The organism is Nocardia sp. NPDC057227 (assembly GCF_042669725.1).
Classification (GTDB): domain Bacteria; phylum Actinomycetota; class Actinomycetes; order Mycobacteriales; family Mycobacteriaceae; genus Nocardia; species Nocardia asteroides_A.
The window spans coordinates 57,320-81,285 of sequence record NZ_JBHUXA010000027.1 but is presented as its reverse complement, the minus strand read 5'-3'; the positions used below and the strand labels follow the sequence as shown (position 1 = coordinate 81,285).

The window sequence follows — 23,966 nt, the reverse complement described above, 5'->3', positions numbered from 1 at the left end:
TCGGGGCCGCCGCGGAATTCGGTGCGTCCGTGCGCGGCACGGCATCCGGCTGCGCGGTTCCGGCCGCGGTCGCCGCAGCGGTGGCCGCGTCGGTGCGCGTCACGTCCGCACCTCCTGGACCGCCTGGTCGTAGCTCACCGGAACCGCACCGGGGTGCGCACCCCGGTAGCGCTGCGCGGCCGCCTCGGTGGTGAAGGGCAGGAAGCGATCCCCGTCGCGCAGCCAGATCGATTCGTTCGCGAACCAGCGGGTGCCGAGTTCGGCGTCGAGCACGTAGGCGGTGCGCACGGTATCGCCCTGCGCCCGCGCCTGTTTGACGATCCGGAGCAGCTCGGTCGGGTCGGCCGCTGGCCTGGTCTGCTGCTGCCCGGCGACCCAGACCTCGTTGCCGGAGCCGACGGTCGCGTTGGCCGTGTCGGCCAGCGCGGCGTCGTACCCGACGCCACCGCGCTCGGCGAAGGCCCTGCGCAGCGCGGCGTCGTCGACGAAGCCGTCGATGTCGAGCTCGGCGAAGTCACCGATGGACTTCAGGTACCGCACGTCGTCCTTGAAGGCCGCGATCAGGCTCGGCTTGAGCGTGGTGTCGAAGGAGGTGCCGCCGGGGCCGTTGTAGAGGTAGACCACCTCCTGCGGCAGCCCCGACCCGTCCGCGACGAGCTTCGCCGCCTCCAGCGGCTCGCCGTGCAGGAACTCGGTGGCGTCCAGCTGCGCCTGCAGGAACGCGTCGAGCACCTCGGGGTGCTGCTTCGTGTAGTCCTGCCTGGCGACGACGCCGTGGAAGGTGGGCACGTTCAGCTCGGCGCCGTCGTAGAGCAGCTTGGCCTTGTCCTGGAAGACCAGCAGCCCGGGCCAGGCCACGAACTGCGAGAGCGCCGCCACCTGGCCGGACTCCAGCGCCGATGCCCCCACCTGCGGCTGCTGGTTCAGCACCTCGACCCCGGTCCCCGGGTCGATCCCGGCGCGGGTGAGCGCCTGCACCAGGGTGCCGTGCCCGGCCGAGCCGACGCTGGCCGAGATCTTCTGCCCGCGCAGGTCGGCGAGCGTGGCGGCGCGCGAATCCGGCGGCACCACCACCATGTTCAGCGCGCCCCTGGGGTTGTACCCGGTGACCGAGACGAAGTCGGTGCGCGAGCGCTCGTTGGCCTGCGTGCGGGAGCCGTTGATCAGCAGCGGGTAGTCGCCCATCGAGCCGATGTCGATCTTCTCCGCCACCATCTGCGCGGTGATCGGGGCGCCGGTGTCGTAGTCCTGCCACTCCACCTCGTACGCCGCGCCGCCCGCGTCGGTGATCGCCTTCAGCCGCTGCTCCAGGTAGCCCTGCGCGCGCAGCAGGGTGCCCGCGGTGACGGTGTTGATGGTCTTGGACTGGTAGCCGACGACGACGCGCACGGTGTCGCCGCCGCCGGAGGCGGACTGCTCCAGCGAGCAGCCGGTCAGGGCAAGGGCGGCGACGGCGGCCACCGCGATCAGGCGTTTCATGGAGTTCTTCACCTCAGGAGATACGGCATGTTGACGGTGACGGCACCGGTGGGGCAGCGGGCGGCGCACGGGCCGCAGTACCAGCACTCGTCCACGTGCATGAACGCCTTGCCGGTGCTGGTGTCGATGGCGAGCGAGTCGAGCGGGCAGATCTCGACGCAGAGCGTGCAGCCCTCGATACAGAGCGATTCGTCGATCGTCACCGGCACGTCGGCGCGGTTGTTCGCGAGGGCCATCTACAGGACCTTCCACTCGGGTGCGGTGCGGGACAGGCTGCCCCGCATGGTGATCCGGTCGCCGCGCATCCGGATGTACTCGAGATCGACCGGCCTGCCGTCCTCCAGCCTGGTCAGCCGCTCGAGCATGAGCAGCGCGGCGCCGTCGGCGGTCTCCAGGGTCGCGGCGGTGTGCGGGTCGGCGGAGACCGCCTCCAGCGCCAGGTCCGCCGAGCCGAGCGACTGGCCGCTGACCTGCTCGATCAGCACGAAGATGTCGGTGCCCGCCAGGTCCAGGTCGAGGACGGCGGCGCCGATGTCGGGGGCCAGGTAGGTCAGGTCGAGGCTGAGCGGTGCGGTCCCGAGGTAGCGCAGCCGCTCCAGGTAGACCACCCGCTCGCCCGGCTCGAGGCGCAGCCTGCGGGCGACCGCGGGCGGGGCGGTGATCGTGGTCGCGGCGCGCACCTCGTTGCGCACGGTGCCGTGCCCCTTGAGCGTCTCCTGCAGGCCGAGCAGGGTGTCGAGCCCGTGGTCGTACTTGCGGTTCGCCACCCGGGTGCCGACCCGGGGCGCGCGGTCGATCAGCCCCTCGTCGCGCAGCAGCGCCAGCGCCTCGCGCACGGTGTTGCGGGAGGTCTCGAACTCCTCGGCCAGGCTGGGCTCGGACGGCAGCCCGTCCGGGAACGCGCCGGTGTGGATCTGGTGCCGCAGCACATCCGCCACCCGGCGCGCCTGATCCGCCCGCAGCCGCCGCACCGGCGCCGGGCCGTGCGCCTCGCCCGGCTCCGGAATCGGATTCACACCTCTGACCTGCATGAACCGACGATAACGGGCCCGGGTCGGCCGGTCCGCCCCAGCGGGTGCGAACCGCGTTCACGCGCCCGGAATGCGCCGGGTAGCGGCAGGCGCGACCTGGGTTGCACCCGGCATTGCGCCACCCGGCCCGCCGGGCGGGGACTTGCGATCACAGTGATCGGAACAGTCCCGGTTCCGCTGCCCGGCGGATCAGCTGTCGGCGGGCAGGCCGAGCAGCGCCGCCTGGACGGTCCGCAACCGCTCCACATCGCCGGTGATGCCGACGGCACTGTCGTTGTAGAGGAACGCCTCGCCGAGCCGCACCATGGCGTAGGCGAGCAGGTCCGGAGCCATGGGTGGCGCGTACCCGTCGTCCCGGACCGCGCGCCGCACCAGCTCCTCGACGGCGCGCACCGCCCGCGGCTGCACCGGCCCGTCACCCGCGGTCAGGGTGCGCAACCCCGCCCGCTGCTCGTGCTCGAAGTAGTGCCGGAACGGTTCGTTGTCGCTCATCCAGCGGTTCACCCTGGCCAGCACCTCGAGCACGCGGGCCCCGCCCGCACTGCGCCTGCGGCTGTCGGCCCGCGCGACCAGCGCCTCGTACTCCCCGGCGAGCACCGCCCCGAGCAGCCCCTCGCGCGACCCGAACCAGCGGTACACCGAGGCCCGGCTCAACCCGAGCCCGGCGGCGATGGACTGCACATCGATCCGGTCGCCCGCCAGGAACGCGGCCCGCGCGGCGGCCACCACCTCCGCCGGCGTGGCCGCCGCGGGCCGCCCCGGCCGCCGCGGCCGCTGCGCCGCCCCGGTCACGGCGCGCTCCCGCCCGGTGGCCGGGGAGTCAGAACCACTCCTCGCGCATGTCCAGCGTGGTCCGGTCCAGACTCGCCAGCAGGTCGAGTCCCGCACTCGTCTTGGGCAGCTCGTACCGATGGAAGTACCGCGCCGCCTGCCGCTTCCCCTCGTGGAACGCGTCCTCGCCACCCGCCGCGGCGAGATACTGCTCCAACCAGATCCACGCCACCACCGTGTGCCCGAACACCTCCAGGTACACACTGCTGTTGGCCAGCGCCGCCTCGATGTCCCCGCTCGCGAAGAGTCCGGCGGTCACCTCGACCACCCGCTGCCAGACCGCCCCGAGCCCGGCCCCGAGCGCGGCCGCCTCACCACCCGCCGCGGCGGCGGCGTCCAGCGTGGCCCGAATCCGCGCGTCCAGCGCGAGCAGGCTCGCGCCGCCCTGCTGCGTCACCTTCCGCCCGAGCAGGTCCAGCCCCTGGATCCCGTGCGTCCCCTCGTGGATCGGGTTCAGCCGGTTGTCCCGGTAGTGCTGCTCGACGTCGTACTCCCGGGTGTACCCGTAGCCCCCGAGCACCTGGATGGCCAGGTCGTTGGCGGTCAGGCACCACTGCGAGGGCCAGCTCTTCGCGATCGGCGTGAGGATGTCGAGCAGCAGCCCGGTGCGCAGCCGCTCCTCCTCGGTCTCCGCGATCCGCTGCTCGTCCACCAGCCGCGCGCAGTACAGCACCAGCGCCAGCGCCCCCTCGGCATAGCTCTTCTGCGCCAGCAGCATGCGCCGCACGTCGGCGTGCTCCACGATGGGCCGCTGCGGGCTCGCCGGGTCGGCCCCGATCTTGGCCCGCCCCTGCGGCCTGCCGCGCGCGTACTCCAGCGACTTGAGGTACCCGGTGTAACCGAGCGCGGTCGCCACCAGCCCGACCCCGATCCGCGCCTCGTTCATCATGTGGAACATCAGGCTCAGCCCGCGGTGCTCGGTGCCGACCAGGTACCCGATCGCGCCGGGCGCGCCGCCCGGGGTGTGCGTGCCCTCGCCGAAATTGAGCAGCGTGTTGACGGTGCCGCGGAACCCCATCTTGTGGTTCAGCCCGGCCAGCGTGACGTCGTTGCGCTCGCCCAGCGCCCCGTCCTCGCCCACCAGGAAGCGCGGCACAACGAACAGCGAGATCCCCCTGGTACCGGCCGGTCCGCCCGGAATCCGGGCCAGCACCAGGTGCACGATGTTCTCGCCGAGCTCGTGGTCCCCGCCGGAGATCCACATCTTGGTGCCGAAGAGCCGGTAGCTACCGTCGCCCTGTGGCTCGGCGCGCGTGGTGATGTCGGCCAGCGACGACCCGGCCTGCGGCTCGGAGAGGCACATGGTCCCGAAGAAGCGCCCCTCCAGCATCGGCCGGACGAACCGCTCCACGTACTGCTCGCCGTGCGCGATCAGCAGATTCGCGTTGGCGATGGTGAGGAAGGGGTAGGCGGCGGTGCCGGTGTTGGCGGCGTGGAACCAGGCGAAGGAGGCCTGGGCCACGACGGCGGGCAGCTGGATGCCGCCGAGCTCGGCGGCGACGGTGGCGCCGGGCAGCCCGGCCGCGGCGAAGGCCCGCAGCGCGATCGCCACCTCCGGGATCAGCTCGACCTTGCCGTCCACGAACCGCGGCTCGTTGGCGTCGGCCTTCTTGTTGTGCGGCGCGAAGTGCGTCTCGGCGAGCTCGGCGCTGAGCGCGAGCACCGCGTCGAAGGTCTCCCGCGAGTGCTCGGCGAAGCGCGGGTGTTTCGTCAGCGCCTCGACGTCGAGCCACCGGTAGAGCAGGAACTCCAGATCGCGCGGGTTGAGCAGCAGGGTGCGCATACGCCCGTCCTTTCGAGACACGTACCGCGCAGAGTATCAAATATGCGCACCCCGCCGGATCAGAACCCCAGCAGCTCCGCGATCCGCGCCGCCTGCTCGGCCGGGTCGCCGTCGTCGGGCCGCAGCACCAGGTCCGGCTGCTCCGGCGCCTCGTACGGCGCGTCGATCCCGGTGAAGCCGCGCACCTCGCCCGCGCGCGCCTTTGCGTAGAGCCCCTTCGGGTCGCGAGCCTCGCACACCGCGAGCGGCGTGTCGACGAAGATCTCCAGGAACGGCAGCCCGGCGTCCAGGTGCGCCTGCCTGGCCCGCTCCCGATCCTCCCGGTACGGGCTGATCAGCGAGACCACCGCGAGCACCCCGGCCTCGGCGAAGAGCTTGGCCACCTCGGCCACCCGGCGGATGTTCTCGGTGCGGTCCTCGGGGGCGAAGCCGAGGTCGGCGTTGAGCCCGTGCCGCAGGTTGTCGCCGTCCAGCAGGAAGGCGGGCCTGCCGGAGGCGACCAGCCTGCGCTCCAGCTCCACCGCGACCGTCGACTTGCCGGAGGCGGAGAGCCCGGTGAGCCAGACCGTGCCGCCGCGGGTCGCGCGCTCGGTGCGCTCGACCGCGCTGCGGTGCCACACCACCCCGGAGGTGGTCGGCGTCGGCCCGGTGATCATGCCCGCGGCCACGGTGTTGTTGGTGACGTCGTCGACCAGCACGAAGCTGCCGGTGTTCCGGTTGCGCCGGTACGGGTCGAAGAGCACCGGCCGCCGCGCGCGCAGCTGCACCCGCCCGATCTCGTTGAGGCCGAGTGCGTTCGCGGTCTCGTCGCGGTGCAGGGTGTTGACGTCGAGCCGGTAGTCCAGCCGCTGCACCTGCACCGGCTCGGCGCGGGTGGTGTGCCGCAGCGTGTAGGTGGCGCCGGGGGTGAGCGCGCTCTCCTCGGCGAACCAGCAGACCATGGCGTCCAGGTCGCGGGCCGACTGCGGCCGGTTCGCCGGACGGCAGAGCAGGTCGCCGCGGGCGACGTCGAGCTCGTCGGTGAGCTGCACCGTCACCGCCTGCGGCGGGAACGCCTCGGCCAGCGGCGCGCCGCCCGGGCCCCACAGCGCCGCCACCGTCGTGCTGAACCCCGACGGCAGCACGGTGACCTCGTCACCCGGCTTGAACACGCCACCGGCCACGGTGCCCGCGTACCCGCGGAAATCCGGGTTGTGCGTGCGGGTCACGTACTGCACCGGCAGCCTGGCGTCGATCAGGTTGCGGTCCGAGGCGATGTGCACCTGCTCCAGCTGGTGCAGCAGGGGAGTGCCCTCGTACCAGGGCATGCTCGCGCCGCGGTGCACGATGTTGTCGCCGGTCAGCGCCGACATCGGCACGAAGGTCAGGTCGCTCACCTCGAGCCGGGCGGCGAACCGGGTGAAGTCGTCCCTGATCTCCTCGAAGCGCTCCCGGCTCCAGTCCACCAGGTCCATCTTGTTCACGCAGAGCACCAGGTGCGCCACGCCGAGCAGCCCGGCGAGGAAGGCGTGCCTGCGGGTCTGCTCCACCACGCCCTTGCGCGCGTCCACCAGGATCAGCGCGACGTCGGCGGTGGAGGCGCCGGTGACCATGTTGCGGGTGTACTGGATGTGCCCCGGGGTGTCGGCGATGACGAACTTCCGCCGCGGCGTGGTGAAGTAGCGGTGCGCGACATCGATGGTGATGCCCTGCTCGCGCTCGGCGCGCAGGCCGTCGGTGAGCAGCGAGAGGTCGGTCTGGCCCGCGCCGCGCTCCTTGCTGGTGCGCTCGACCGCGGCGAGCTGGTCGGCGAAGATCGCCTTGGAATCGAAGAGCAGGCGCCCGATCAGCGTCGACTTGCCGTCGTCGACGCTGCCCGCGGTGGCCAGCCGGAGCAGGGTGGTCATCAGAAGTACCCCTCGCGTTTGCGATCTTCCATCCCCGCCTCGGAGATGCGGTCGTCGGCGCGGGTGGCGCCGCGTTCGGTGACCCGGGTGGCGGCCACCTCGAGCACCACGTCGTCCGGGTTCGCCGCGGTCGACTCCACGCAGCCGGTGCAGGTGGCGTCGCCGACGGTGCGGAACCGGACGGTGGCCGCGTAGGGCTGCTCGCCGTCGAGCAGCTGCAGGAACCTGGTGTGCGCCAGCAGCATGCCGTCGCGCTGCACCACCTCCCTGCGGTGCGCGTAGTAGAGCGGCGGCAGCGCGATCTCCTCCGCGGCGATGTAGTTCCAGATGTCCAGCTCGGTCCAGTTGGAGAGCGGGAAGACCCGGATGTGCTCGCCGCGCCGGTGCCTGCCGTTGTAGAGGTTCCAGAGCTCGGGGCGCTGGTTGCGCGGGTCCCACTGGCCGTACTCGTCGCGGAAGCTGAAGACCCGCTCCTTGGCGCGCGCCTTCTCCTCGTCGCGCCTGGCGCCGCCGAAGGCGGCGTCGAAGCCGCCCTCCCGGATCGAGCGCAGCAGGGTGTGCGTCTGCAGCCGGTTGCGGCTGGCGCGCGGGCCGGTCTCCTCGGTGACCGTGCCCGCGTCGATGTCGTCCTGCACGCTGCCGACCAGCAGCCGCAGGCCGAGCCGCGCGACGGTCTCGTCGCGGTAGGCGATCACCTCGTCGAAGTTGTGGCCGGTGTCGACGTGCAACACCGGGAAGGGCAGCGGCGCGGGCCAGAACGCCTTGGCGGCCAGGTGCAGCATGACCACCGAGTCCTTGCCGCCGGAGAAGAGCAGCACGGGGCGTTCGAAGGTGGCGGCCACCTCGCGGAAGATGTGCACCGATTCGGCTTCGAGCGCGTCGAGATGCGACAGCTCCCAGCCGGTGACGGACTTCTGGTTCGGGCTCACGAGAAAAAACTAGAACACGTTTCGGTCGAACCGTCAACGCTTCAGCGCGGCGGCGGCCGTCCGCCCGCCGCTGCGGTGACGGCGTCGGCGGCGGCCGCGAGCGCGGTGCCGCGGCGCTCGATCTCGGCCCCGGTGACCGCTTTGCCGACGTACATCGTGAGCACCATGCTCTGCCTGCCGCGCTCGTCGTGGGTGGGGGCGGCGAGCAGGCTGACCGGGTGCTCCTTGCGCGGCCGCAGATCGCTGCCCAGGTACACCCGCTCGCCCAGGCTCGTCACCAGCTCGGCGACGAGTTCGCGCAGCTCGGCGGGCATATCCCTGCCCGCGGCGCCTGCCAGTAGCGAGTACAGCCGCCTGCCCGCGGCCGAGGTGCTCTCGATCAGGTAGCCGCGTTCGCGGCACTCCGCGACGACCGTGCGCAGCCGCCGCTCGTCCTGCTCCAGCGGCACCGTCGCGGGCGTGCGCAGCCAGGCGTCGAAGGCGGCGTCGGTGTCCCAGAGCACGTACATGAGCCCGACCGGCGGCGCGAAGGGGTAGGTGGCGCCCACCTGCACCCGGCCCGGCCCGGTGGCGTCCAGCACCACGATCTTGTCGCCGACCACGGCCGATGCCGTGCAGGTGGTGCGGTAGCGCACGCTCAGCGGCTCCAGCTCGGCGCGGGCCAGCGCGGAGACCGCGAAGTTCTCCTGGGCCGCCCGCCCGGCCCCGATCAGCGCGGGGCCGAGGCCGTAGCCGCGGGTGCGCGGATCCCGGATCAGGTACCCGGCGGCGGTGAGCTCGGTGAGAATGCCGAGGCAGGTGGGTTTGGCGAGCCCGAGTTCGCGGGCGATCTCGGAGAGGCCGTAGCGCGAGCCGCCGTTCGCCACCAGGAAATCGAGCACCTGGAGCACCCGGACGGTGGGGGCGGAGCGCCGGGCGACGGTGCCGTCTCCGATCGCGACCATTGACCACTCCTAGAACAAGTTCTAATCTCTGAACGGATGAAATGTACCACGCCGGTACATATATGGAACACGACCTGGAGGCCACGTGCTCAGCAAGCCGTTCGCGGAGGCGATCGCCGAGGCGGAGGAGATCATCACCTCGGCCGCGCAGGTGAAGACCGAACAGGACCTCGTGGAGGGGTTCGACTATCTGGGCGGCAGCATTCGCGCCGCGCTCCAGCTGGCCTGGGCCTACGACCGCGACTTCCCGTTCTTCGCCAGGTCCACCGGCCCCTACACCAAGATGGGGCTGGACAACCCGGACACCCTCTACTTCCACGCCTTCCTCCGCCCGAACGCGGAGTACCTGGTCACCGGCATCCGCGGCACCACCCGCGACCTGAGCTTCCAGGTGCTGAACGGCAACTACACCCCCGCCGAGGTGCCGGACAGCCAGACCGCCTTCGACGACCGCGAACTCGAGATCGCGCCGGACGGCAGCTACCAGATCCGCTTCGGCCCCGGCCCGGCCCGCCCCGGCTACGTGCAGCTCGCCGCGGACTCGTCCATGCTCGCGGTGCGCGAGGTCTACGGCGACTGGTCCGAGCGGCCGGGCACCATCCGGATCGAGCGGGTGGACACCGTCGGCGATGCACCGCCCGCGCTCACCCGCGACCTGCTTGCCAAGCGGTACCAGGTGGCGGCCAGGAACCTGACCTCCCGGCTGCGCACCTTCCTCGCCTTCCCGGAGTGGTTCTACCTGAACCTGCCGGTCAACACGATGACCGAGCCGCGCCGCACCCCGGGCGGGCTCTCCACCCAGTTCTCCTCGGTCGGCCACTACGACCTCACCGACGACCAGGTGCTCAGCCTGACCGTGCCGAAGTCGGACGCGCCCTACCAGGGCTTCCAGCTCGGCACCATCTGGTACCTCTCGCTGGACTACATCAACCACCAGACCAGCCTGAACGCCGACCAGTCCCGGGTGGACCCGGACGGCAAGATCCGGCTCGTCGTCAGCGAGCGCGACCCCGGGCTGGCCAACTGGGTCGAGCGCACCGGCCACGACCGCGGCTACCTGCAGTTCCGCTGGCAGCGGCTGGCCCGCGACCTGAAGCCGGAGGACGGTCCCGAAGTGCAGCTCGTCTCGTTCGACGAACTCCCGGCGAAGCTGCCCTACTACGACGAGGCCAAGGTGACCCCCGAACAGTGGGCCGAGCGGATCGCCTTCCGCCAGCGCACGCATGCGGATCGGATGCTGGGATGAGCGACACGAATGCCGCGCGCGCCGCGGATACGACAGCGGGCGCGGCGCCGTCCGGACACGACTCGGCGGCGGACGCGGCGCTCGGCGGCGCCGGGCTGCTGACCGGCAAGGTCGTCGTGGTCTCCGGGATCGGCCCCGGCCTCGGCCGCTCGATCGCCGTCCGCGCCGCGCTGGCCGGGGCGGATGTCGTGCTCGCCGCGCGCACCGAGAAGCGGCTGGACAAGGTCGCCGCCGAGGTGCGCGAGATCGGCCGGAAGGCCCTGGTCGTGCCGACCGACATCACCGACGAGGCAGCCGTCGAGAACCTGGTGCGCACCACGGTGGACGAACTCGGCCGGGTGGACGCCCTGGTGAACAACGCCTTCGCCATCCCGCCGATCACCGACCTCGCCACCGTCGAGCTGGACGGCGTGCGCGCCGGGTTCGAGACCAATGTGCTCGCCGCGCTACGGCTGACCAGGCTCTTCGTGCCCGCGCTCGCGGCGGCGAACGGCTCGGTCGTGATGATCAACTCGGCGGTGCTGCGGCACTCCAGGCGCACCTTCGGCCCGTACAAGATGGCCAAGGCCAGCCTGCTGGCGCTGGCGCAGAGCCTGGCCACCGAGCTCGGGCCGCAGGGCATCCGGGTGAACTCGGTCGCCCCCGGCTACATCTACGCGGGCAACCTGAAGTGGTACTTCGACTACCAGGCCAAGGAGCGCGGGATCACCCACGAGGAGGTCTACGCGGAGACCGCCGAGACCACCGACCTGCGCAGACTGCCGGAGCCGGACGAGATCGCCGACGCGGTGCTCTTCTTCGCCTCCCCGCTCTCCCGCATCGTCACCGGCGCCTGTCTCGACGTCAACGCCGGCGAATTCCACCACTAGGAGCACTGCCATGACCACGATGGGCCGTGCCGAGATCGGCACGATCGACGACCTGCACGCCTCGGCGACCAAGGTGATCGGGCTCGAGGATTTCGGCGCCGACGACTACCGGGCGGGGCTGGAGGTGCTGCTGGAGTCGTATGCCGCCGACGCCGAGCTGACCCCATGGGGGAACAAGATCAATCGGGCGCTGCTGCGCGGCGGGCTGATCGCGCGGGCGCTCAGCGAGAGTGCCTGGCAGAAGTACCCGGAGCACGCGCGGCTGCCGGTCGAGCGCCCGATCTTCGTCACCGGGCTGCCGCGCTCCGGCACCACCGCGGTGCACCGGCTGCTCACCGCCGACCCCATGCACCAGGGGCTGGAGATGTGGCTCACCGAGATGCCGCAGCCCCGCCCGCCGCGCGAAACCTGGGCGAGCAACCCGGTGTACCAGGGCATTTCGGCCGGGTACGAGAAACATCACGTGGAGCATCCCGAGTTCATGGGCGTGCACCACATCTCGGCCGACCAGGTCGAGGAGTGCTGGCAGCTGCTGCGCCAGTCCGCCATGTCCATCTCCTACGAGTGCCTGGCCTACCTGCCCACCTACTCCGACTGGCTGCGCGGCAAGGACTGGACCCCCGCCTATCGGCGGCACAAGAAGAACTTGCAACTCATCGGCCTACCCAACGCCGAGCAGCGCTGGGTGCTCAAGAACCCCAGCCACCTCTTCGCCCTCGACGCCCTCTTCGCCGTCTACCCGGACGCCCTTGTCGTGCAGCTGCACCGCGAGCCGAGCACCATCATCGCCTCGGTCTGCAGCCTGAACGAGAAGGCCAGCGAGGGGTGGTCGGAGAAGTTCCGCGGCGACGTGGTCGGCAGCACCCAGCTCGAGCTGTGGGCGCGCGGCGCGGACACCTTCCGCGCCGATCGGGCCGAGTACGACCAGGCGCAGTTCGTCGACGTCTACTACGACGACTTCGTCGCCGACCCGCTCGCCGCCGTCCGCGGCATCTACCGGCACTTCGGCATCGACCTGACCCCCGCCGCGGAGCAGCGGATGACCGCGCTGCACAACTCGAGCACCTCCGGCGCGGCCCGCCCGCAGCACCGGTACACGCTGGACGACTACGGGCTCACCGCCGGGCAGGTGGACGAGCGCTTCGCGGAGTACCGCGCCGCGCACTTCCCCGGATAACGGTTACTGCTGGCCCGGCTTCAGGACGATGAAGAGGCCGTTGGCCTCGGCGCAGAGGCGCTCGCCGTCGTGCAGGGTGGCGCGGACGTAGACCTTGCGGCCCTCCTGCCGCTCGGTCCACGCGTGCAGCTTCAGTTCGCGGTCGAGCGGGGTGATGGCGCGGTAGTCGACGGTGAGCGAGGCGGTGCGGGTGATCGCGCCGGAGGTGAGCGCGGCGGCCATGCCGAGCAGGTCGTCGAAGCCGAGCGCGATGTGGCCGCCGTGCGCGGCCGCGTTGCCGCCGAGGTGGAAGGCGCGGAAGACGATGCGGCCGTGCACGCCGGTCGCGTCGGCGGCGTCGATCTGGTAGGGCGGCAGCGTCAGGTTGCCGCGGGAGGGCAGGTCGTTGCGGGTCCAGTTGGGCAGCGACCACTCGTCCACCGCGGCGCCTGCCAGCTCGTCGTTCAGCTTGGTCAGCTGGGTGATGATGTGCTGGGAGAGTTCGTCGCCGGGGTCGGCCATCCGGGCCCGGTCCATGAGCAGCCGGACCTGTTCGATGAAGTCGCCGTAGAGTTCGCCGCCGCGTCGCGTCGCGTCCGCCGCCGCGTTCGCCTCGATCAGCTCGACCATCGGCCGGAAGCCGCCTTCGTGGTGGTCGGCGCTGGGCAGCGCCGGGTCGAGCCGCTGTTCGTTCATCCCCTCACGGTATCGGTAACCGGATGGTCGCTTCGCGGGCGGGAGCGGCGGAGGTGAGCAGCGGCACACTCCGCTCAGCTGCCGGTACTCCCTTCGACGCCGGCCTCGTACCGGGAAGCCTGCTCGCCTGCGAGCCGCCCGGCGGGGAGCCTGCGCCCGCAGAGCACGAGCAGCAGGTCCTGGGCGGCGCCGGTGACGGTGGACTCCGGGGCATCGCCCGCCAGGCTCCAGTCCAGGTCGTCGGCGCGGAGCTCGACCCCGGACAGATCGGTGCCGAAGTACCGCACCTGCTCGGGTCGGGTGCCCTCGAGCACGATCGCGACCCGGTCGACCGGGACCCGGCGCGGCAGGCCGAGCGCGACCGTGATGTCCATGCCGTGGATCACCTCGTGCGCCAGCGTGGCCTCGTACCCGCTGCCCGGCGGCTTCCAGGGATGGCCCGCGTTGTCGCGCAGGCTCGCCACCAGCTCCGCCGGCGTCAGCGCGGCGGCATCGGCGCGTGCCCGGCGATCGGACATCCGGTTGAAGTTCCCGCGCGCCTTGACCATGTCGAGCGCGAAGCGCGGCAGCGACAGGCGGTAGGCCATGGTCATGTGCGCAAGCACCTCGCGCGGGCGCCACCCGGCGCACAACGTCGGCGCCTCCCAGGCCGCGGCGTCGAGTCCGGCGAGGACCTCGGCGAGCTCGGTGCGCTCGGCCGCGATGGCGGCGCGCACCTCGGTGTCGGACATACGTCTCCCTTCAGGTTGCTCTGCAGAGTGGAGACGGTGCCCGGCTTCCGGAGTCATCGGTATCTGCGACACTCGGGTTCGTGTCCGAGAACCGCGCACCGCTGCTGGAGATCCGCCGCGGCGCCGACCACATCCTGGCCCGGCGGCTGCCGGACGGGATGTACGAGCTCGAGCACGGCGCCGGCGGCGACCGCTACCAGCTCTTCACCGCGGACGCCGTGCTGGTCCGCGACGTCCTGGTGTCCTGGCTGGACGGGGAGGCGTGGTGGCACCGCACCGTCGCCTGGTCGCGGATCGACCCGGCCGTCGCGGAGATGCGCGCGCTCCGCGACGAACTCACCGGCATGCTGGACGGCCTCGGCGGCTTCGAGTCCACGCTCGACGTCATGGACGACGCGCTGGCCCGGTTCGACGCCGAGGTCGCCCGGCTCGACCGGGACGACTGATCAGCGGGGTGCCACCAGGGCGAGCCCGAGCACCCCGCCCAGCCACGGCGCGTACCGCTCCGGGTGCTCCCGCAGGTCGCGCTCGAGCTGCCCCGGCTCGACCCAGGCGTAGTCGGCGACCTCCGCCGGGTCCGGCCGCGGTTCGTCGCCCGCGTGCGGGCCGACGACCACGTGGTCGTACTCGAACTCGACCCGCCCGGTGCGCGGGTCGGCGGCCCGGTAGGTGAAGGCGCCGGCCTCGCCGAGCGCGGCGGCGAGGCCGAGCTCCTCGCGGAGCCGGATGCCCGCGGCCTCGGTCACCGGCTGCCCCGGCGCCGGGTGCCCACAGCAGGTGTTGGCCCAGCGCAGCGGGAACCGGGTCTTCACCGCCGCCCGCTGCTGGAGAAGTACCCGCCCGGAGGCGTCGAAGAGCAGCACCGAGAAGGCGCGGTGCAGCATGCCGGGGGAGCGGTGCGCCCGCGCCACCGAGCAGGTGCCGACCGCCGCCCCCGCCGCGTCGACCAGCTCGATCGGCAGCGCCTCCCGGCCGGTCGGCGTGGCGTCGTTCACCATGTCCGGTCCGCGGCGAGCGCGGCGAGTGCGTCCAGATCCGCACCGGCCGCCGGATCGGCGCTCAGCTCCGCGATCATCGTCCGCGCCCGCTCGCACAGCTCGGCGGCCTGGCTCCGGCTCCAGTCCCGCCCGCCCGCGGCCTCGACCAGCTCCGCCGCCGTGTGCAGCTCGGCGTCGTCGAGCGGCTCGTCCCGGTGGTAGAGCGCGGCGAGCGCGGTGGCCTCGGCCGTCCCGGCGGCGAGTGCGAAGACCACGGGCAGCGATTTCTTCCGGCTGCGCAGATCGGAGTAGACCGATTTGCCGGTGCTGTGCGCGTCGCCCCAGATCCCGAGCAGGTCGTCGACGTGCTGGAAGGCCCGGCCGACGAGGTTGCCGATCTCGCGCAGCCGCAGCAGCTCACCCGGCCCGGCGGCACCGAAGAGCCCGCCGAGCTCGGCCGCGCAGCCGAAGAGCGCGCCGGTCTTCCGATCGGTCATGGCCAGGCACTCGGCGACGGTGACATCGCGGCGGCCCTCGAAATCCAGGTCGGCGCACTGCCCTTCGACGAGCTCGAGCACCGCGCGGTTCAGCAGCTCGGCCGCGGCGGCGGCCCTGGCGTCCGCGGTCCCGGCGAGCAGCGCGAAGGCCTGGGTGGCGAGCGCGTCGCCTGCCAGGATCGCGGGCCCGATGCCGAAGACGGTCCACGCCGTGGGCCGGTGCCTGCGGGTGGTGTCGCGGTCCATGACGTCGTCGTGCAGCAGCGAGAAGTTGTGTACCAGCTCCACCGCCGCGGCGGCGGGCAGCGCGTTCCCGATCTCGCCGCCGGTCACGGTGGTGGCCGCCAGCACGAAGGCGGGCCGCAGCGCCTTGCCGCCGGTGTGTTGCTCGGGCCGCCCGTCCCGGTCCCACCACCCGAAGTGGTAGCCGGCGATGTGGCGGATCGTGGGCGGCATGGCGTCGACGGCGGCGTGCAGGGTGGCCGCACACGCCGCGCGGCCGTCGGCGAGTACGTCGGTGTGGTGATCCTTGGCGATTTCCCGGGTCATGAGCGGTGTCCTGATCGGTTCGCAGGGATGGAATGTCAGAGACTCAGTTGCACATCGGTGAGCGCGCCGAGCGCGTCCGGCACCAGCACCGCCGCGGCATGGTTGGCGCTGATCAGGTACGAGGCGACGGCGTGGTCGTCGATGCCGCCGAAGCGCACCGAGATGCCCGGCCGGTACTCGTCGGGGAGCCCGGTCTGCCGGAGCCCGATCACTCCGTCGTCGCGCTCGCCGATCCGCATGGCGAGCACGGTGCTCGTCCGCGCCGCCGTGATCGGGATCTTGTCCGAGGGCAGGAACGGGATGTCGCGCCAGGCCTGCACCCGCCTGCCCTCGACCTCGACCGGGTCCGGGTAGATGCCGCGCGCGGTGCACTCCCGGCCGAACTGGGCGATGACCAGGGGGTGCGCGAGGAAGAAGGCGGTCTTGCGGCGGCGGGCGAGCAGCCGGTCGAGGTCCGCCGGGGTCGGCGGGCCGGTGGCCGGGACCACCCGCTGGGACGGGTCGACATTGTGCAGCAGCCCGTAGTCGGGGTGGGTCAGCAGATCGCGCTCCTGCCGCTCCCGCAGTGCCTCCAGCGAGAGCCGCAGCTGCTGCTCCAGCTGGTCCATCGGCTCGTTGTAGAGGTCGGTGACGCGAGTGTGCACCCGGAGCCGCAGCTGCGCCACGCTGAGCGCGTACTCCCGCGGCCGTGGCTCGTAGTCGACGTAGGTGCCGGGGATGGCGGGCTCGCCGTCGTGGCCCGCGCTGAGATCGATGGCGGCCTGGCCGAACCTGTCGGTACCGGCCGCCTCCCGGAAGCCGGCCAGCTGGCTTGCCAGGCCGGGGATTTCGGTGCGGAGCGGATCGAGCCGGGCGCGCGGGAGCGACAGCACGGTGCACGCCGTCTCGGCGGTGGCGGTGAACTCCCAGATCGGCCGCGCCCCGGCCAGCAGCTCGGCGCCGATGTGGGCGCCCGCGTCGATCACCTCCAGCCGGACCCGCGCGCCGTAGGCGTCCGGGACGTCGACGGTGACCCGGCCGTGCGCGATCACGTGCACCGCGTCGAGCTCGTTGCCGAACTCGCAGAGCGTCTCGCCCGGCTGGTACTCGCGCTGCCGGAACGCCGTCGCGAGTTGCCGGAGCGCGTCGTCGTCGAGCCCGCGCAGCGCCCTGAGTTCCTGCAATTCCATTGGCACGAGACGGTATTCGCCACCGGAGGCGGTGCAGGTGATGCGGCCGTCGCCGACGGTGTAGGTGAGCCGCCGGTTCACCCGGTAGGTGCCGCTGTCCACCTCGACCCAGGGCAGCAGGCGCAGCAGCCAGCGCGGCGTGATGCCCTGCATCTGCGGCACCGACTTGGTGGTGGTGGCCAGTGCCCGTGCCGCGGCCGGGTGCAGCGCGGTCGGTGCCGCGCGGGTGGTGTCGGGAGTGGTCACGAAGCGGTCCTTCCCTCGATGGTCCGATACCCGGAGCGCGGGCGGGCGGCGATCCGCGCCGCCGAGGTGCCGAGCCCGCGCGGTGCCCCGACCGACGCCGCCGGGGCACCGCCCGCCGGTGCGTGCCCGACCGGCCGGCGCAGGTTCTCCGGCCGGTACCGGCTGGTGCCGCGGTGCCAGTGCAGAATGCCAGCGATCCAGTCGCGCAGCTCGCCGATGTAGCCGGTGACCGCGGCGCGGGCCGCGCTGTCCAGCCGGTGGTGCTCGAACAGCACCGGCAGCTCCTCGGCGACGAGCCGCTGGAACTGGCGCATCCTGGCCCGCATCAGATCGTCGACAACGGCGGCGGCCCGCTCCCGCCCGCAGCCGAAGAAGGTCTCGACCACCAGCACGGCATTGTGCAGCTCGCCCTCGTACTCGATCTCCTTCTGGTAGGAGAACAGGTCGTTGATCAGGCAGCCGTAGTCCTGCGCGGCGTGCTCGATGCCCCGCATGGTGGTGGACTCGAACACCGCGTCCGGCACGGTGCCGCCGCGGGCGAGCTTGGAGAGCGCGATGGTGAGGTCCGAGCCGAAGGTGCGCCGCCGCATCTCCAGGTAGTCGACCGGGTCGGGCACCCGGTGCTGGATGTGGTTGGCCAGCTCCCACAGCCAGCTCTCGACCATCGAGTGCACGGCGGTGCGGAAGGTCTCCCTGGCCGCCGCAGGCATCGGCCCCGCGGTCCGCGGCCACAGCTCGGCCAGGCCGCGTTCCAGCGGGGTGCTCGGCTCGGGCACGGCGTCGAGCTCGAGCGGCGTGAACTCCGCCAGCCGGGCGGCGCAGGCCTTGGCCGCCGCCATCGATCCCACCGAGCCGGCGGCCGGGAAGGCGACCGGGAAGTAGTCGTCTCCCCAGGTGCCCCAGGTGAGCCACTCCGCCGACAGGGTCAGCGCCGCCGGGCTCGCGTCCGGGTCGAGCCCCGCCGAGCAGAGCGCGAAATCGAAGCCGACGGTGTCGGCCCGCGTCCAGAGCCGCCTGCCGCCGAACTCGGGCAGCGGATCGTGGAACCCGACCCGCTCGGCCCACTCCACGCTCTCCGCCCGCGCGGTACCGAGGTGCGGGCTGAGCCCGAGATCGAAGGGAACGTCGAACTCCGGCAGCGGCAGCGGGCCGGTGCTCCGGAACGGAACCGGGGTGTGGCTGCGCGCGCCGCCGGGGCCCGCCAGCCCGCGCCAGAACCCGGGCCGGGACAGCGCGGTGCCGATTCCGCTCGGCCCCAGCGGCATCGCGTGCGCACCGGCGTTCATGTAGCGGTTGGAGCGCAGGTGCCACTCGTGCCCGCCGGACTGCCAGTCCTGCAACCCCTGCGCGTACGACAGCGCCGCCGCGCGCTGCGCCGCGTCCAGCGCGTGCTCCTCGAAGAGCACCGGCAGCTCGGTCAGCACCGTGTTCTCGAACTGGTGCATCCGGGAGGTCAGCTGGTCGTTGACGATATCGGCGGCCTGCTGCGGCGAACAGCCGAAGAACCGCTCCAGCACCAGGACCCCGTTGTTCACCTCGCCCTCCTGCTCGGTCTCGCGCTGGTAGGAGAAGATGTCGTTGCGCAGGTGCACCGCGTCGGCGAAGGTGTCCTTCAGCACCCGCAGCGCCCTGGTGCCGACCAGCGCGGGCGGGATCTCGGTGCCGCGCGCGTACTCCACCAGATCCGCCGACCACGGCGCGCCGCCGACCTTGCGCCGCATCTCGATGTAGTCGATCGGGTTCGGCACCCGCGCGGTGTTGATATTGCGCAGCTCCCACACGCAGTCGAGCAGCAGGTTCCTTGTACTCTGCGCGAACCGCTCGCGCCAGCCGATCGACATCGCGGGCACCGTGCGCGCCCACAGGTCGCCAAGCCCCCGCTCGTCGGGGTTGGTCGGCTCCGGCGCGGCGGCGCCGTCGGCGGGCATGAAGCCGGCCAGCCGGTCCAGGTAGGCCCGCGCGCCCTCCAGATCGCCGGTGCGCTTGAACCGTTCGAGGAAGTGGTCGTCGAAGTAGAAGACCCAGGTGTACCAATCGGTGACGGTGTCCAGGGTCGCCGCGTCGGCCTCCGGGTGGGTGTACGCGCACAGCCCCGCGTAGTCCATGCCGTCGAAGCTCGCCTCGTCCCAGACCACCGCGCCGCCCACCGCGTCGCCGAGCATGCCCATCTCGAAGGCCCAGTGCTTGGTGTGCGTGCGCGCGGTCTCCACGTGCGGGTTCAGCCGTGCCGGATGGGCGGTGTAGAAATCCGGCAGTGCGAAGGGCTGCACCGGCTCAGCTTTCGGCGCCGAGCTGCACGTCGTCGAGGATGCCGAGCGCGTCCGGCACCAGGATCGCCGCCGAGTAGTAGGCGCTGACCAGGTAGGAGATGATCGCCCGGTCGTCGACGCCCATGAAGCGCACGTTCAGCCCCGGCTCGTACTCGTCCGGGATCCCGGTCTGCCGCAGCCCGATCACGCCCTGCGCCGCTTCGCCGGTGCGCAGCAGCATGATCGAGGTGGTGCGGGTCGCGGAGACCCCGAGCTTGTTGCACGGCAGCAGCGGGACCCCGCGCCAGGACGGCACCTTGTGCCCGTTGAGCTCGGTGGTGGCCGGGTAGATGCCGCGCTTGCTGCACTCGGCGCCGAACGCCGCGATGGCCTTCGGATGCGCGAGCAGGAAGCTCGGCTCCTTCCAGACCAGGGCGAGCAGCTCGTCCAGGTCGTCCGGGGTGGGCGGGCCGGAGCGGGTGCTGATCCGCTGCTGCGGGGCGGCATTGTGCAGCAGCCCGAACTCGCGGTTGTTGACGGTCTCGTCCTCCTGGCGCTCGCGCAGCGCCTCGACGGTCAGCCGCAGCTGCTGCTCGATCTGGTCCATCGGCTTGTTGTAGAGGTCGGCGACCCGGCTGTGCACCCGCAGCACGGTCTGCGCGACGCTCAATTCGTACTCGCGCGGGGACAATTCGTAGTCGACGAAGGTGCCGGGCAGCCGGGGCTCGCCCTCGTGCGCCGAGATCAGGTCGATCGAGGCCTCGCCGTGCGGATTGGCGAAGCCGTTGCGGCTCGTCTCCGCCAGCCGCGCGTTGCGCACGTGCTCGCGCAGTGCCTCGATGCGGTCGCCCGCCTCGGCCAGCGCCCGCTCGGTGAGCGTGAGCACGGTGCACGGGGTGACGGCCCTGACCGTGAAGTCGGTGGGCGTGGTGTCCGCGGTGAGCAGCTGCTCGCCGAAGAAGCGGCCGCTGGTCAGCACCTCCAGGCTGGTCTCCTCGCCGTACCGGCCGGTGCCGCGCTTGTCGGCCTTGCCGTGCGCGAGCACCACCAGCTCGGCCGCCGGGCGCCCGGCCTCGGCGATGACTTCGCCTGCCTCGTACCGGCGTTCGACGAACCGGTCGGCGAGCGCCTGCAGCGCCGAATCGTCGCCGAAATCGCGCAGGTAGCGCAGCTCGCGCAGCTCGGGCGCGAGTACCTTGGTGTCGCCCGCGGCGGTGAAGACGGTGATCAGCCCGTCGCCGAGGGTGTAGGTGAGCCGCCGGTTGACCCGGTACACGCCGCCGTCGGCCTGCACCCACGGCAGCAACCGCAGCAGCCACCGGGAGGTGATGCCCTGCATTTGCGGAGTGGACTTGGTGGTGGTCGCGAGATTCCGCGCGGCGTCGGTGCTGAGGCTCAGCTGCGGAGCCTCATCGATTCCGGACACAGGTTCAGCCAGTTCAGTCATGAGCTCTTCTCGTTTCGCGGTGTGCGTGCGTCAGCAGATGGCGTCCGAGCGAAAACGGAGGGCTAGAGCAGCAATCCCCCGGTTATTGAATGGTGCGCTCGCAATGGTAGCTGAGATCGGCCGGGCACCGCCAGTGCCGAAAAATGTTGATGGGGAACAGCTTTCCGCTGATTTCCAGACCGATGATCTTGTCGGGACCGGCGCGGGGAAGCCGCGGCGCGGCTCAGCGGCGCGGAAACATTCCGGGGGACGACCGATCGCGCGCGACACGGGCGACGGGACGGCGCGAACCGCTGTGTCGCACGATATCCCGCTGTTTCACGCTCGGTGCGCGCTGCCGAGCACCGCGCTGATCCGCTGTGCGGCAGCGATTGTCGCCGCCACGTAGGCGTCCCGCTCGGCTCTGGTGACGGCCGAGCGCAGCGGCCCCAGCTGCACCTCGTGCGTGGCGATCTCCCCGTCGAAGACCGGCGCCGCCAGGTAGCTCACCGGCAGTGGATCGGCCGAGTCCAGGTCGGCGGCGGTGTAGGGCCTGCCGGTGAGTTCGCTCAGCCCGCGCAGGGTGCGGGTGCGCAACCGCGGCTCCAGCATCTCCGGCCCGAGCGCGGTGAGCAGGTCGGCGAGCAGCTCGACGGTGTTCGCGTCCTCGGCGCGCGGCCCGAACACCGCGACCCCGCGCTCCCGCACCAGCTCCGGCAGCGCGGCCGCGCGCTCGGCGTCCGGCGCGGTGGCGAGCCAGCGCCGCAGCTCGGCCTTCGGCCGCCACGGCAGCACCGCCGCGCCCACCGGGAAGCGGATCGGAATGCGGTGCCCGAGCGGGACGCCCGCGATATCCCGGTCCGGCCCGTGCCGCACCGCGAGCACGGTGATCCCGTCGCTGTCCACCCGGGACAGCGTCGTGCCGGCGCCGGTCCGCGCCACCAGCGCGGCCAGCGCCGCGGCGACGCCTGCGTCGGGGGCGGCGCCGAGCAGCGCGGCGGGGGCGGGGCCGAGCCGGTAGCGCCGCTCGGCGTCGCGCTGCGCCCAGCCGGCCGCGTCCAGCTCGGCCAGGATGGCGGTCACCGTGGCGCGGGCCAGCCCGAGCCGGTCCGCGACCGCAGCCACCGGCAGCGCCTCCGGTGCGTCGGCGAGCAGCGTGAGCACGTCCAGCACCCGCCGGGTCGGCGGCGACGGCGAGCGCTCCACGGCGGCCTCCTGACCGGATTCCGCGCGAACCCTTGTGATCCGCGCGCACTGGTTCGTACCATGACGAATATTAGTCGCTCTATCGTCGAATATTCGACAGTATGGGAGGGTCATGATTCTCGACAAATTCCGGCTCGACGGCAAGGTCGCCGTCGTCACCGGTGCGGGCCGCGGGCTGGGCGCCGCCATCGCGATCGCCTTCGCCGAGGCGGGCGCGGACGTGCTGATCTCGGCGCGCACGGAGGACCAGCTGCACGAGGTGGCCGAGCGGGTCACCGCGCGCGGCAGGCAGGCGCACGTCGTCCCGGCCGACCTGCGCGACCTGGACGCGGTCGCCGGCCTGGCGGACGCCGCCGTAGCCCGCTTCGACCGGCTCGACATCGTGGTCAACAATGTCGGCGGCGCTCCGCCGACCCCGCTGCTCGACCTCACCCCGAAGGCACTGACCGCGGCCTTCGAGTTCAATGTCGGCACCGCGCACGCGCTCACCCGCGCCGCCGTCCCGCACATCCTGGAGAGCTCGGGCGAGGGCTCGATCATCAACATCACCTCCACGATGGGCAGGCTGCCCGGCCGCGCCTTCGCCGCCTACGGCACCGCCAAGGCCGCGCTCGCGCACTACACCAGGCTGGCCGCGCTCGACCTGAACCCGCGCATCCGGGTGAACGCCATCGCCCCCGGCGCCATCCACACCTCCGCGCTGGAGTTCGTGGCGAACGACCCCGGCATGCGCGGCGAGATCGAGAAGCACACCCCGCTGCGCCGGCTCGGCGCCCCGGAGGACATCGCCGCCGCCGCCGTCTACCTGGCCTCGCCCGCGGGCGCCTACCTCACCGGCAAGGTGCTGGAGGCCGACGGCGGCCTGATCACCCCCAACCTCGAACTCCCGATTGCGGATCTCTGACATGACACTTCGCGTAGCGCTCTTCGGCACCGGCAACGTGGGGCGGCACGCCCTGGCGGGCATCATCGCCAACCCCGACCTCGAGCTCGTCGGCGTGCGGGTCAGCTCCGACGCCAAGGCCGGGGTGGACGCCGCCACCCTGGCCGGGCTGCCCGACCCGTCCGGCGTCGCCGCCACCACCGACACCGCCGCGCTGCTCGCGGCGAAGCCGGACTGCGTCGTCTACTGCGCCATGACCGACAACCGCCTGTTCGAGGCGGTGCAGGAGCTGGCGGCGATCCTGCGCGCCGGGGTCGACGTCGTGGCCTGCGCGCCGGTCTTCTTCCAGTACCCGTACGGCGTCCTGCCGGACGACCTGCTGCGCCCGATCGAGGAGGCGGCCGCGGCGGGCGGGGCCACGCTGTGGGTGAACGGCATCGACCCCGGCTTCGCCAACGACCTGCTGCCGCTGGCGCTCACCGGCACCTGCCTCTCCGTCGAACAGGTGCGCTGCCTGGAGATCGTCGACTACGCCAGCTACGACAACCGCGCGGTCATGGTCGACATCATGGGGTTCGGCAGGCCGCTGGACGAGACGCCGATGCTGCTGCAGCCCGGCGTGCTCTCGCTGGCATGGGGGAGCGTGGTCCGGCAGCTCGCGGCCGGGATCGGGGTCGAGCTGGACGCCGTCACCGAGACCTACGAGCGCGCGCCCGCGCCCGAACCGTTCGACATCGCGACCGGGCACATCGCGGCGGGCAGCGCGGCGGCGCTGCGCTTCGAGGTGCGCGGCATGGCGGGGGACCGGGTGGTCACGGTGCTCGAGCACGTCACCCGGCTGCGCCAGGACCTGTGCCCGGAGTGGCCGCAGCCCACCCACCCGGAGGGCTGCTACCAGGTGCGGATCACCGGCGAGCCGTCGTACGCCCTGGACCTGGTCGCGTCGAGCCGCAACGGCGACCACAACTACGCCACCCTGGTCGGCACCGCCATGCGGATCGTGAACGCGGTGCCCGCGGTGGTCGCCGCCGCCCCCGGCATCCTGACCGCGCTCGACATCCCGCTCGTCACCGCGCCCGCCGCGCGCTGACTCCGCGCCCGGCACCGCTGTTAACCGGAGCGGTGCCGGGTGTTCACCCGGGGCGCGGTGTCCCCCCGGCCCCGCCGGGTAACCGGACGAACG

The 23,966-nt window shown here is 72.2% G+C and carries 22 protein-coding genes; 6 read left to right on the top strand and 16 right to left on the bottom strand.

Annotated elements, in window-relative coordinates:
- Nucleotides 1-99 precede the first annotated feature (99 nt).
- The 8 genes from ACFUJ1_RS28760 to ACFUJ1_RS28725 form a co-directional block, all read right to left on the bottom strand.
- A complete protein-coding gene (locus ACFUJ1_RS28760) occupies nt 100-1,479 on the bottom strand; it encodes an ABC transporter substrate-binding protein (protein ID WP_378650456.1) in 1,380 nt (459 codons plus the stop codon).
- 8 nt (nt 1,480-1,487) lie between these two features.
- Complete coding sequence (locus ACFUJ1_RS28755; protein WP_357013138.1) at nt 1,488-1,715, bottom strand: ferredoxin family protein; 228 nt, start codon at nt 1,713-1,715, stop codon at nt 1,488-1,490.
- Complete coding sequence (locus ACFUJ1_RS28750) at nt 1,716-2,510, bottom strand: GntR family transcriptional regulator (RefSeq protein WP_378650455.1); 795 nt, start codon at nt 2,508-2,510, stop codon at nt 1,716-1,718.
- Between the two features lie 189 nt (nt 2,511-2,699).
- On the bottom strand, nt 2,700-3,302 hold the full coding sequence (locus tag ACFUJ1_RS28745) for a QsdR family transcriptional regulator (RefSeq protein WP_378650454.1): 603 nt from the start codon (nt 3,300-3,302) through the stop codon (nt 2,700-2,702).
- Between the two features lie 28 nt (nt 3,303-3,330).
- On the bottom strand, nt 3,331-5,124 hold the full coding sequence (locus tag ACFUJ1_RS28740) for an acyl-CoA dehydrogenase (protein WP_378650453.1): 1,794 nt from the start codon (nt 5,122-5,124) through the stop codon (nt 3,331-3,333).
- Between the two features lie 59 nt (nt 5,125-5,183).
- A complete protein-coding gene (cysC, locus tag ACFUJ1_RS28735) occupies nt 5,184-7,010 on the bottom strand; it encodes an adenylyl-sulfate kinase (RefSeq protein WP_378650452.1) in 1,827 nt (608 codons plus the stop codon).
- Nucleotides 7,010-7,939, bottom strand: a complete 930-nt coding sequence (gene cysD, locus ACFUJ1_RS28730; protein ID WP_378650451.1) for a sulfate adenylyltransferase subunit CysD — start codon at nt 7,937-7,939, stop codon at nt 7,010-7,012. Before cysD ends, cysC begins: the two co-directional genes overlap by 1 nt.
- A gap of 41 nt (nt 7,940-7,980) precedes the next feature.
- Nucleotides 7,981-8,883, bottom strand: coding sequence for a helix-turn-helix domain-containing protein (locus ACFUJ1_RS28725; RefSeq protein WP_378650450.1), 903 nt, complete (start codon nt 8,881-8,883; stop codon nt 7,981-7,983).
- Between the two features lie 85 nt (nt 8,884-8,968).
- On the opposite strand from ACFUJ1_RS28725, the gene ACFUJ1_RS28720 reads away from it, so the two are divergent.
- The 3 genes from ACFUJ1_RS28720 to ACFUJ1_RS28710 are packed head-to-tail and all read left to right on the top strand — an operon-like array spanning nt 8,969 to nt 12,175.
- Nucleotides 8,969-10,129, top strand: a complete 1,161-nt coding sequence (locus ACFUJ1_RS28720) for a hypothetical protein (protein ID WP_378650449.1) — start codon at nt 8,969-8,971, stop codon at nt 10,127-10,129.
- Nucleotides 10,126-10,998 carry an SDR family oxidoreductase gene (locus tag ACFUJ1_RS28715; protein ID WP_378650448.1) on the top strand — a complete coding sequence of 291 codons (873 nt, stop codon included), beginning with the start codon at nt 10,126-10,128 and terminating at the stop codon, nt 10,996-10,998. The genes ACFUJ1_RS28720 and ACFUJ1_RS28715 overlap by 4 nt, the downstream gene beginning before the upstream one ends.
- Before the next feature lie 10 nt (nt 10,999-11,008).
- A complete protein-coding gene (locus ACFUJ1_RS28710) occupies nt 11,009-12,175 on the top strand; it encodes a sulfotransferase family protein (protein WP_378650447.1) in 1,167 nt (388 codons plus the stop codon).
- A gap of 3 nt (nt 12,176-12,178) precedes the next feature.
- On the opposite strand, the gene ACFUJ1_RS28705 is transcribed toward ACFUJ1_RS28710, so the two are convergent.
- Complete coding sequence (locus ACFUJ1_RS28705; RefSeq protein ID WP_378650446.1) at nt 12,179-12,850, bottom strand: PaaI family thioesterase; 672 nt, start codon at nt 12,848-12,850, stop codon at nt 12,179-12,181.
- 74 nt (nt 12,851-12,924) lie between these two features.
- A complete protein-coding gene (locus ACFUJ1_RS28700) occupies nt 12,925-13,581 on the bottom strand; it encodes a maleylpyruvate isomerase family mycothiol-dependent enzyme (RefSeq protein WP_378650445.1) in 657 nt (218 codons plus the stop codon).
- Nucleotides 13,582-13,661: 80 nt separating this feature from the next.
- Here ACFUJ1_RS28700 and ACFUJ1_RS28695 point away from each other — a divergent pair, with 80 nt between their 5' ends.
- Nucleotides 13,662-14,027: a hypothetical protein gene (locus ACFUJ1_RS28695; protein ID WP_378650444.1), complete on the top strand. Its 366-nt coding sequence runs from the start codon at nt 13,662-13,664 to the stop codon at nt 14,025-14,027.
- On the opposite strand, the gene idi is transcribed toward ACFUJ1_RS28695, so the two are convergent.
- The 6 genes from idi to ACFUJ1_RS28665 all read right to left on the bottom strand — a co-directional run bounded on the left by idi (nt 14,028) and on the right by ACFUJ1_RS28665 (nt 21,900).
- Nucleotides 14,028-14,579 carry an isopentenyl-diphosphate Delta-isomerase gene (idi, locus tag ACFUJ1_RS28690; RefSeq protein ID WP_378650443.1) on the bottom strand — a complete coding sequence of 184 codons (552 nt, stop codon included), beginning with the start codon at nt 14,577-14,579 and terminating at the stop codon, nt 14,028-14,030.
- Nucleotides 14,573-15,604: a polyprenyl synthetase family protein gene (locus ACFUJ1_RS28685; RefSeq protein WP_378650442.1), complete on the bottom strand. Its 1,032-nt coding sequence runs from the start codon at nt 15,602-15,604 to the stop codon at nt 14,573-14,575. Before ACFUJ1_RS28685 ends, idi begins: the two co-directional genes overlap by 7 nt.
- Nucleotides 15,605-15,639: 35 nt before the next feature.
- The gene (locus tag ACFUJ1_RS28680) at nt 15,640-17,019 is read right to left on the bottom strand and encodes a family 2B encapsulin nanocompartment shell protein (protein WP_378650440.1); all 1,380 of its coding nucleotides are present in this window, start codon (nt 17,017-17,019) and stop codon (nt 15,640-15,642) included.
- Entirely contained in the window at nt 17,016-19,289 is a 2,274-nt protein-coding gene (locus tag ACFUJ1_RS28675) for a germacradienol/geosmin synthase (RefSeq protein ID WP_378650438.1), read from the bottom strand. Before ACFUJ1_RS28675 ends, ACFUJ1_RS28680 begins: the two co-directional genes overlap by 4 nt.
- Before the next feature lie 4 nt (nt 19,290-19,293).
- The gene (locus ACFUJ1_RS28670; protein ID WP_378650436.1) at nt 19,294-20,715 is read right to left on the bottom strand and encodes a family 2B encapsulin nanocompartment shell protein; all 1,422 of its coding nucleotides are present in this window, start codon (nt 20,713-20,715) and stop codon (nt 19,294-19,296) included.
- 318 nt (nt 20,716-21,033) lie between these two features.
- Nucleotides 21,034-21,900, bottom strand: coding sequence for a helix-turn-helix domain-containing protein (locus tag ACFUJ1_RS28665; protein WP_378650434.1), 867 nt, complete (start codon nt 21,898-21,900; stop codon nt 21,034-21,036).
- A 112-nt stretch (nt 21,901-22,012) separates the two neighbouring features.
- Here ACFUJ1_RS28665 and ACFUJ1_RS28660 point away from each other — a divergent pair, with 112 nt between their 5' ends.
- Nucleotides 22,013-22,804: an SDR family oxidoreductase gene (locus tag ACFUJ1_RS28660; RefSeq protein WP_378650432.1), complete on the top strand. Its 792-nt coding sequence runs from the start codon at nt 22,013-22,015 to the stop codon at nt 22,802-22,804.
- A gap of 1 nt (nt 22,805) precedes the next feature.
- Entirely contained in the window at nt 22,806-23,873 is a 1,068-nt protein-coding gene (locus ACFUJ1_RS28655) for a diacylglycerol kinase (RefSeq protein WP_378650430.1), read from the top strand.
- Nucleotides 23,874-23,966 lie beyond the last annotated feature (93 nt).

Excerpts from the sequence above, each read along its gene's own strand:
- ACFUJ1_RS28760 (WP_378650456.1), bottom strand. The coding sequence starts at position 1,479 with ATGAAACGCCTGATCGCGGTGGCCGCCGTCGCCGCCCTTGCCCTGACC.
- ACFUJ1_RS28660 (WP_378650432.1), top strand. The coding sequence starts at position 22,013 with ATGATTCTCGACAAATTCCGGCTCGACGGCAAGGTCGCCGTCGTCACC.
- ACFUJ1_RS28655 (WP_378650430.1), top strand. The coding sequence starts at position 22,806 with ATGACACTTCGCGTAGCGCTCTTCGGCACCGGCAACGTGGGGCGGCAC.
- ACFUJ1_RS28670 (WP_378650436.1), bottom strand. The coding sequence starts at position 20,715 with ATGACTGAACTGGCTGAACCTGTGTCCGGAATCGATGAGGCTCCGCAG.
- ACFUJ1_RS28755 (WP_357013138.1), bottom strand. The coding sequence starts at position 1,715 with ATGGCCCTCGCGAACAACCGCGCCGACGTGCCGGTGACGATCGACGAA.
- idi (WP_378650443.1), bottom strand. The coding sequence starts at position 14,579 with ATGGTGAACGACGCCACGCCGACCGGCCGGGAGGCGCTGCCGATCGAG.
- ACFUJ1_RS28750 (WP_378650455.1), bottom strand. The coding sequence starts at position 2,510 with ATGCAGGTCAGAGGTGTGAATCCGATTCCGGAGCCGGGCGAGGCGCAC.
- ACFUJ1_RS28740 (WP_378650453.1), bottom strand. The coding sequence starts at position 5,124 with ATGCGCACCCTGCTGCTCAACCCGCGCGATCTGGAGTTCCTGCTCTAC.
- ACFUJ1_RS28705 (WP_378650446.1), bottom strand. The coding sequence starts at position 12,850 with ATGAACGAACAGCGGCTCGACCCGGCGCTGCCCAGCGCCGACCACCAC.
- ACFUJ1_RS28715 (WP_378650448.1), top strand. The coding sequence starts at position 10,126 with ATGAGCGACACGAATGCCGCGCGCGCCGCGGATACGACAGCGGGCGCG.
- ACFUJ1_RS28725 (WP_378650450.1), bottom strand. The coding sequence starts at position 8,883 with ATGGTCGCGATCGGAGACGGCACCGTCGCCCGGCGCTCCGCCCCCACC.
- ACFUJ1_RS28700 (WP_378650445.1), bottom strand. The coding sequence starts at position 13,581 with ATGTCCGACACCGAGGTGCGCGCCGCCATCGCGGCCGAGCGCACCGAG.
- cysC (WP_378650452.1), bottom strand. The coding sequence starts at position 7,010 with ATGACCACCCTGCTCCGGCTGGCCACCGCGGGCAGCGTCGACGACGGC.
- ACFUJ1_RS28685 (WP_378650442.1), bottom strand. The coding sequence starts at position 15,604 with ATGACCCGGGAAATCGCCAAGGATCACCACACCGACGTACTCGCCGAC.
- ACFUJ1_RS28710 (WP_378650447.1), top strand. The coding sequence starts at position 11,009 with ATGACCACGATGGGCCGTGCCGAGATCGGCACGATCGACGACCTGCAC.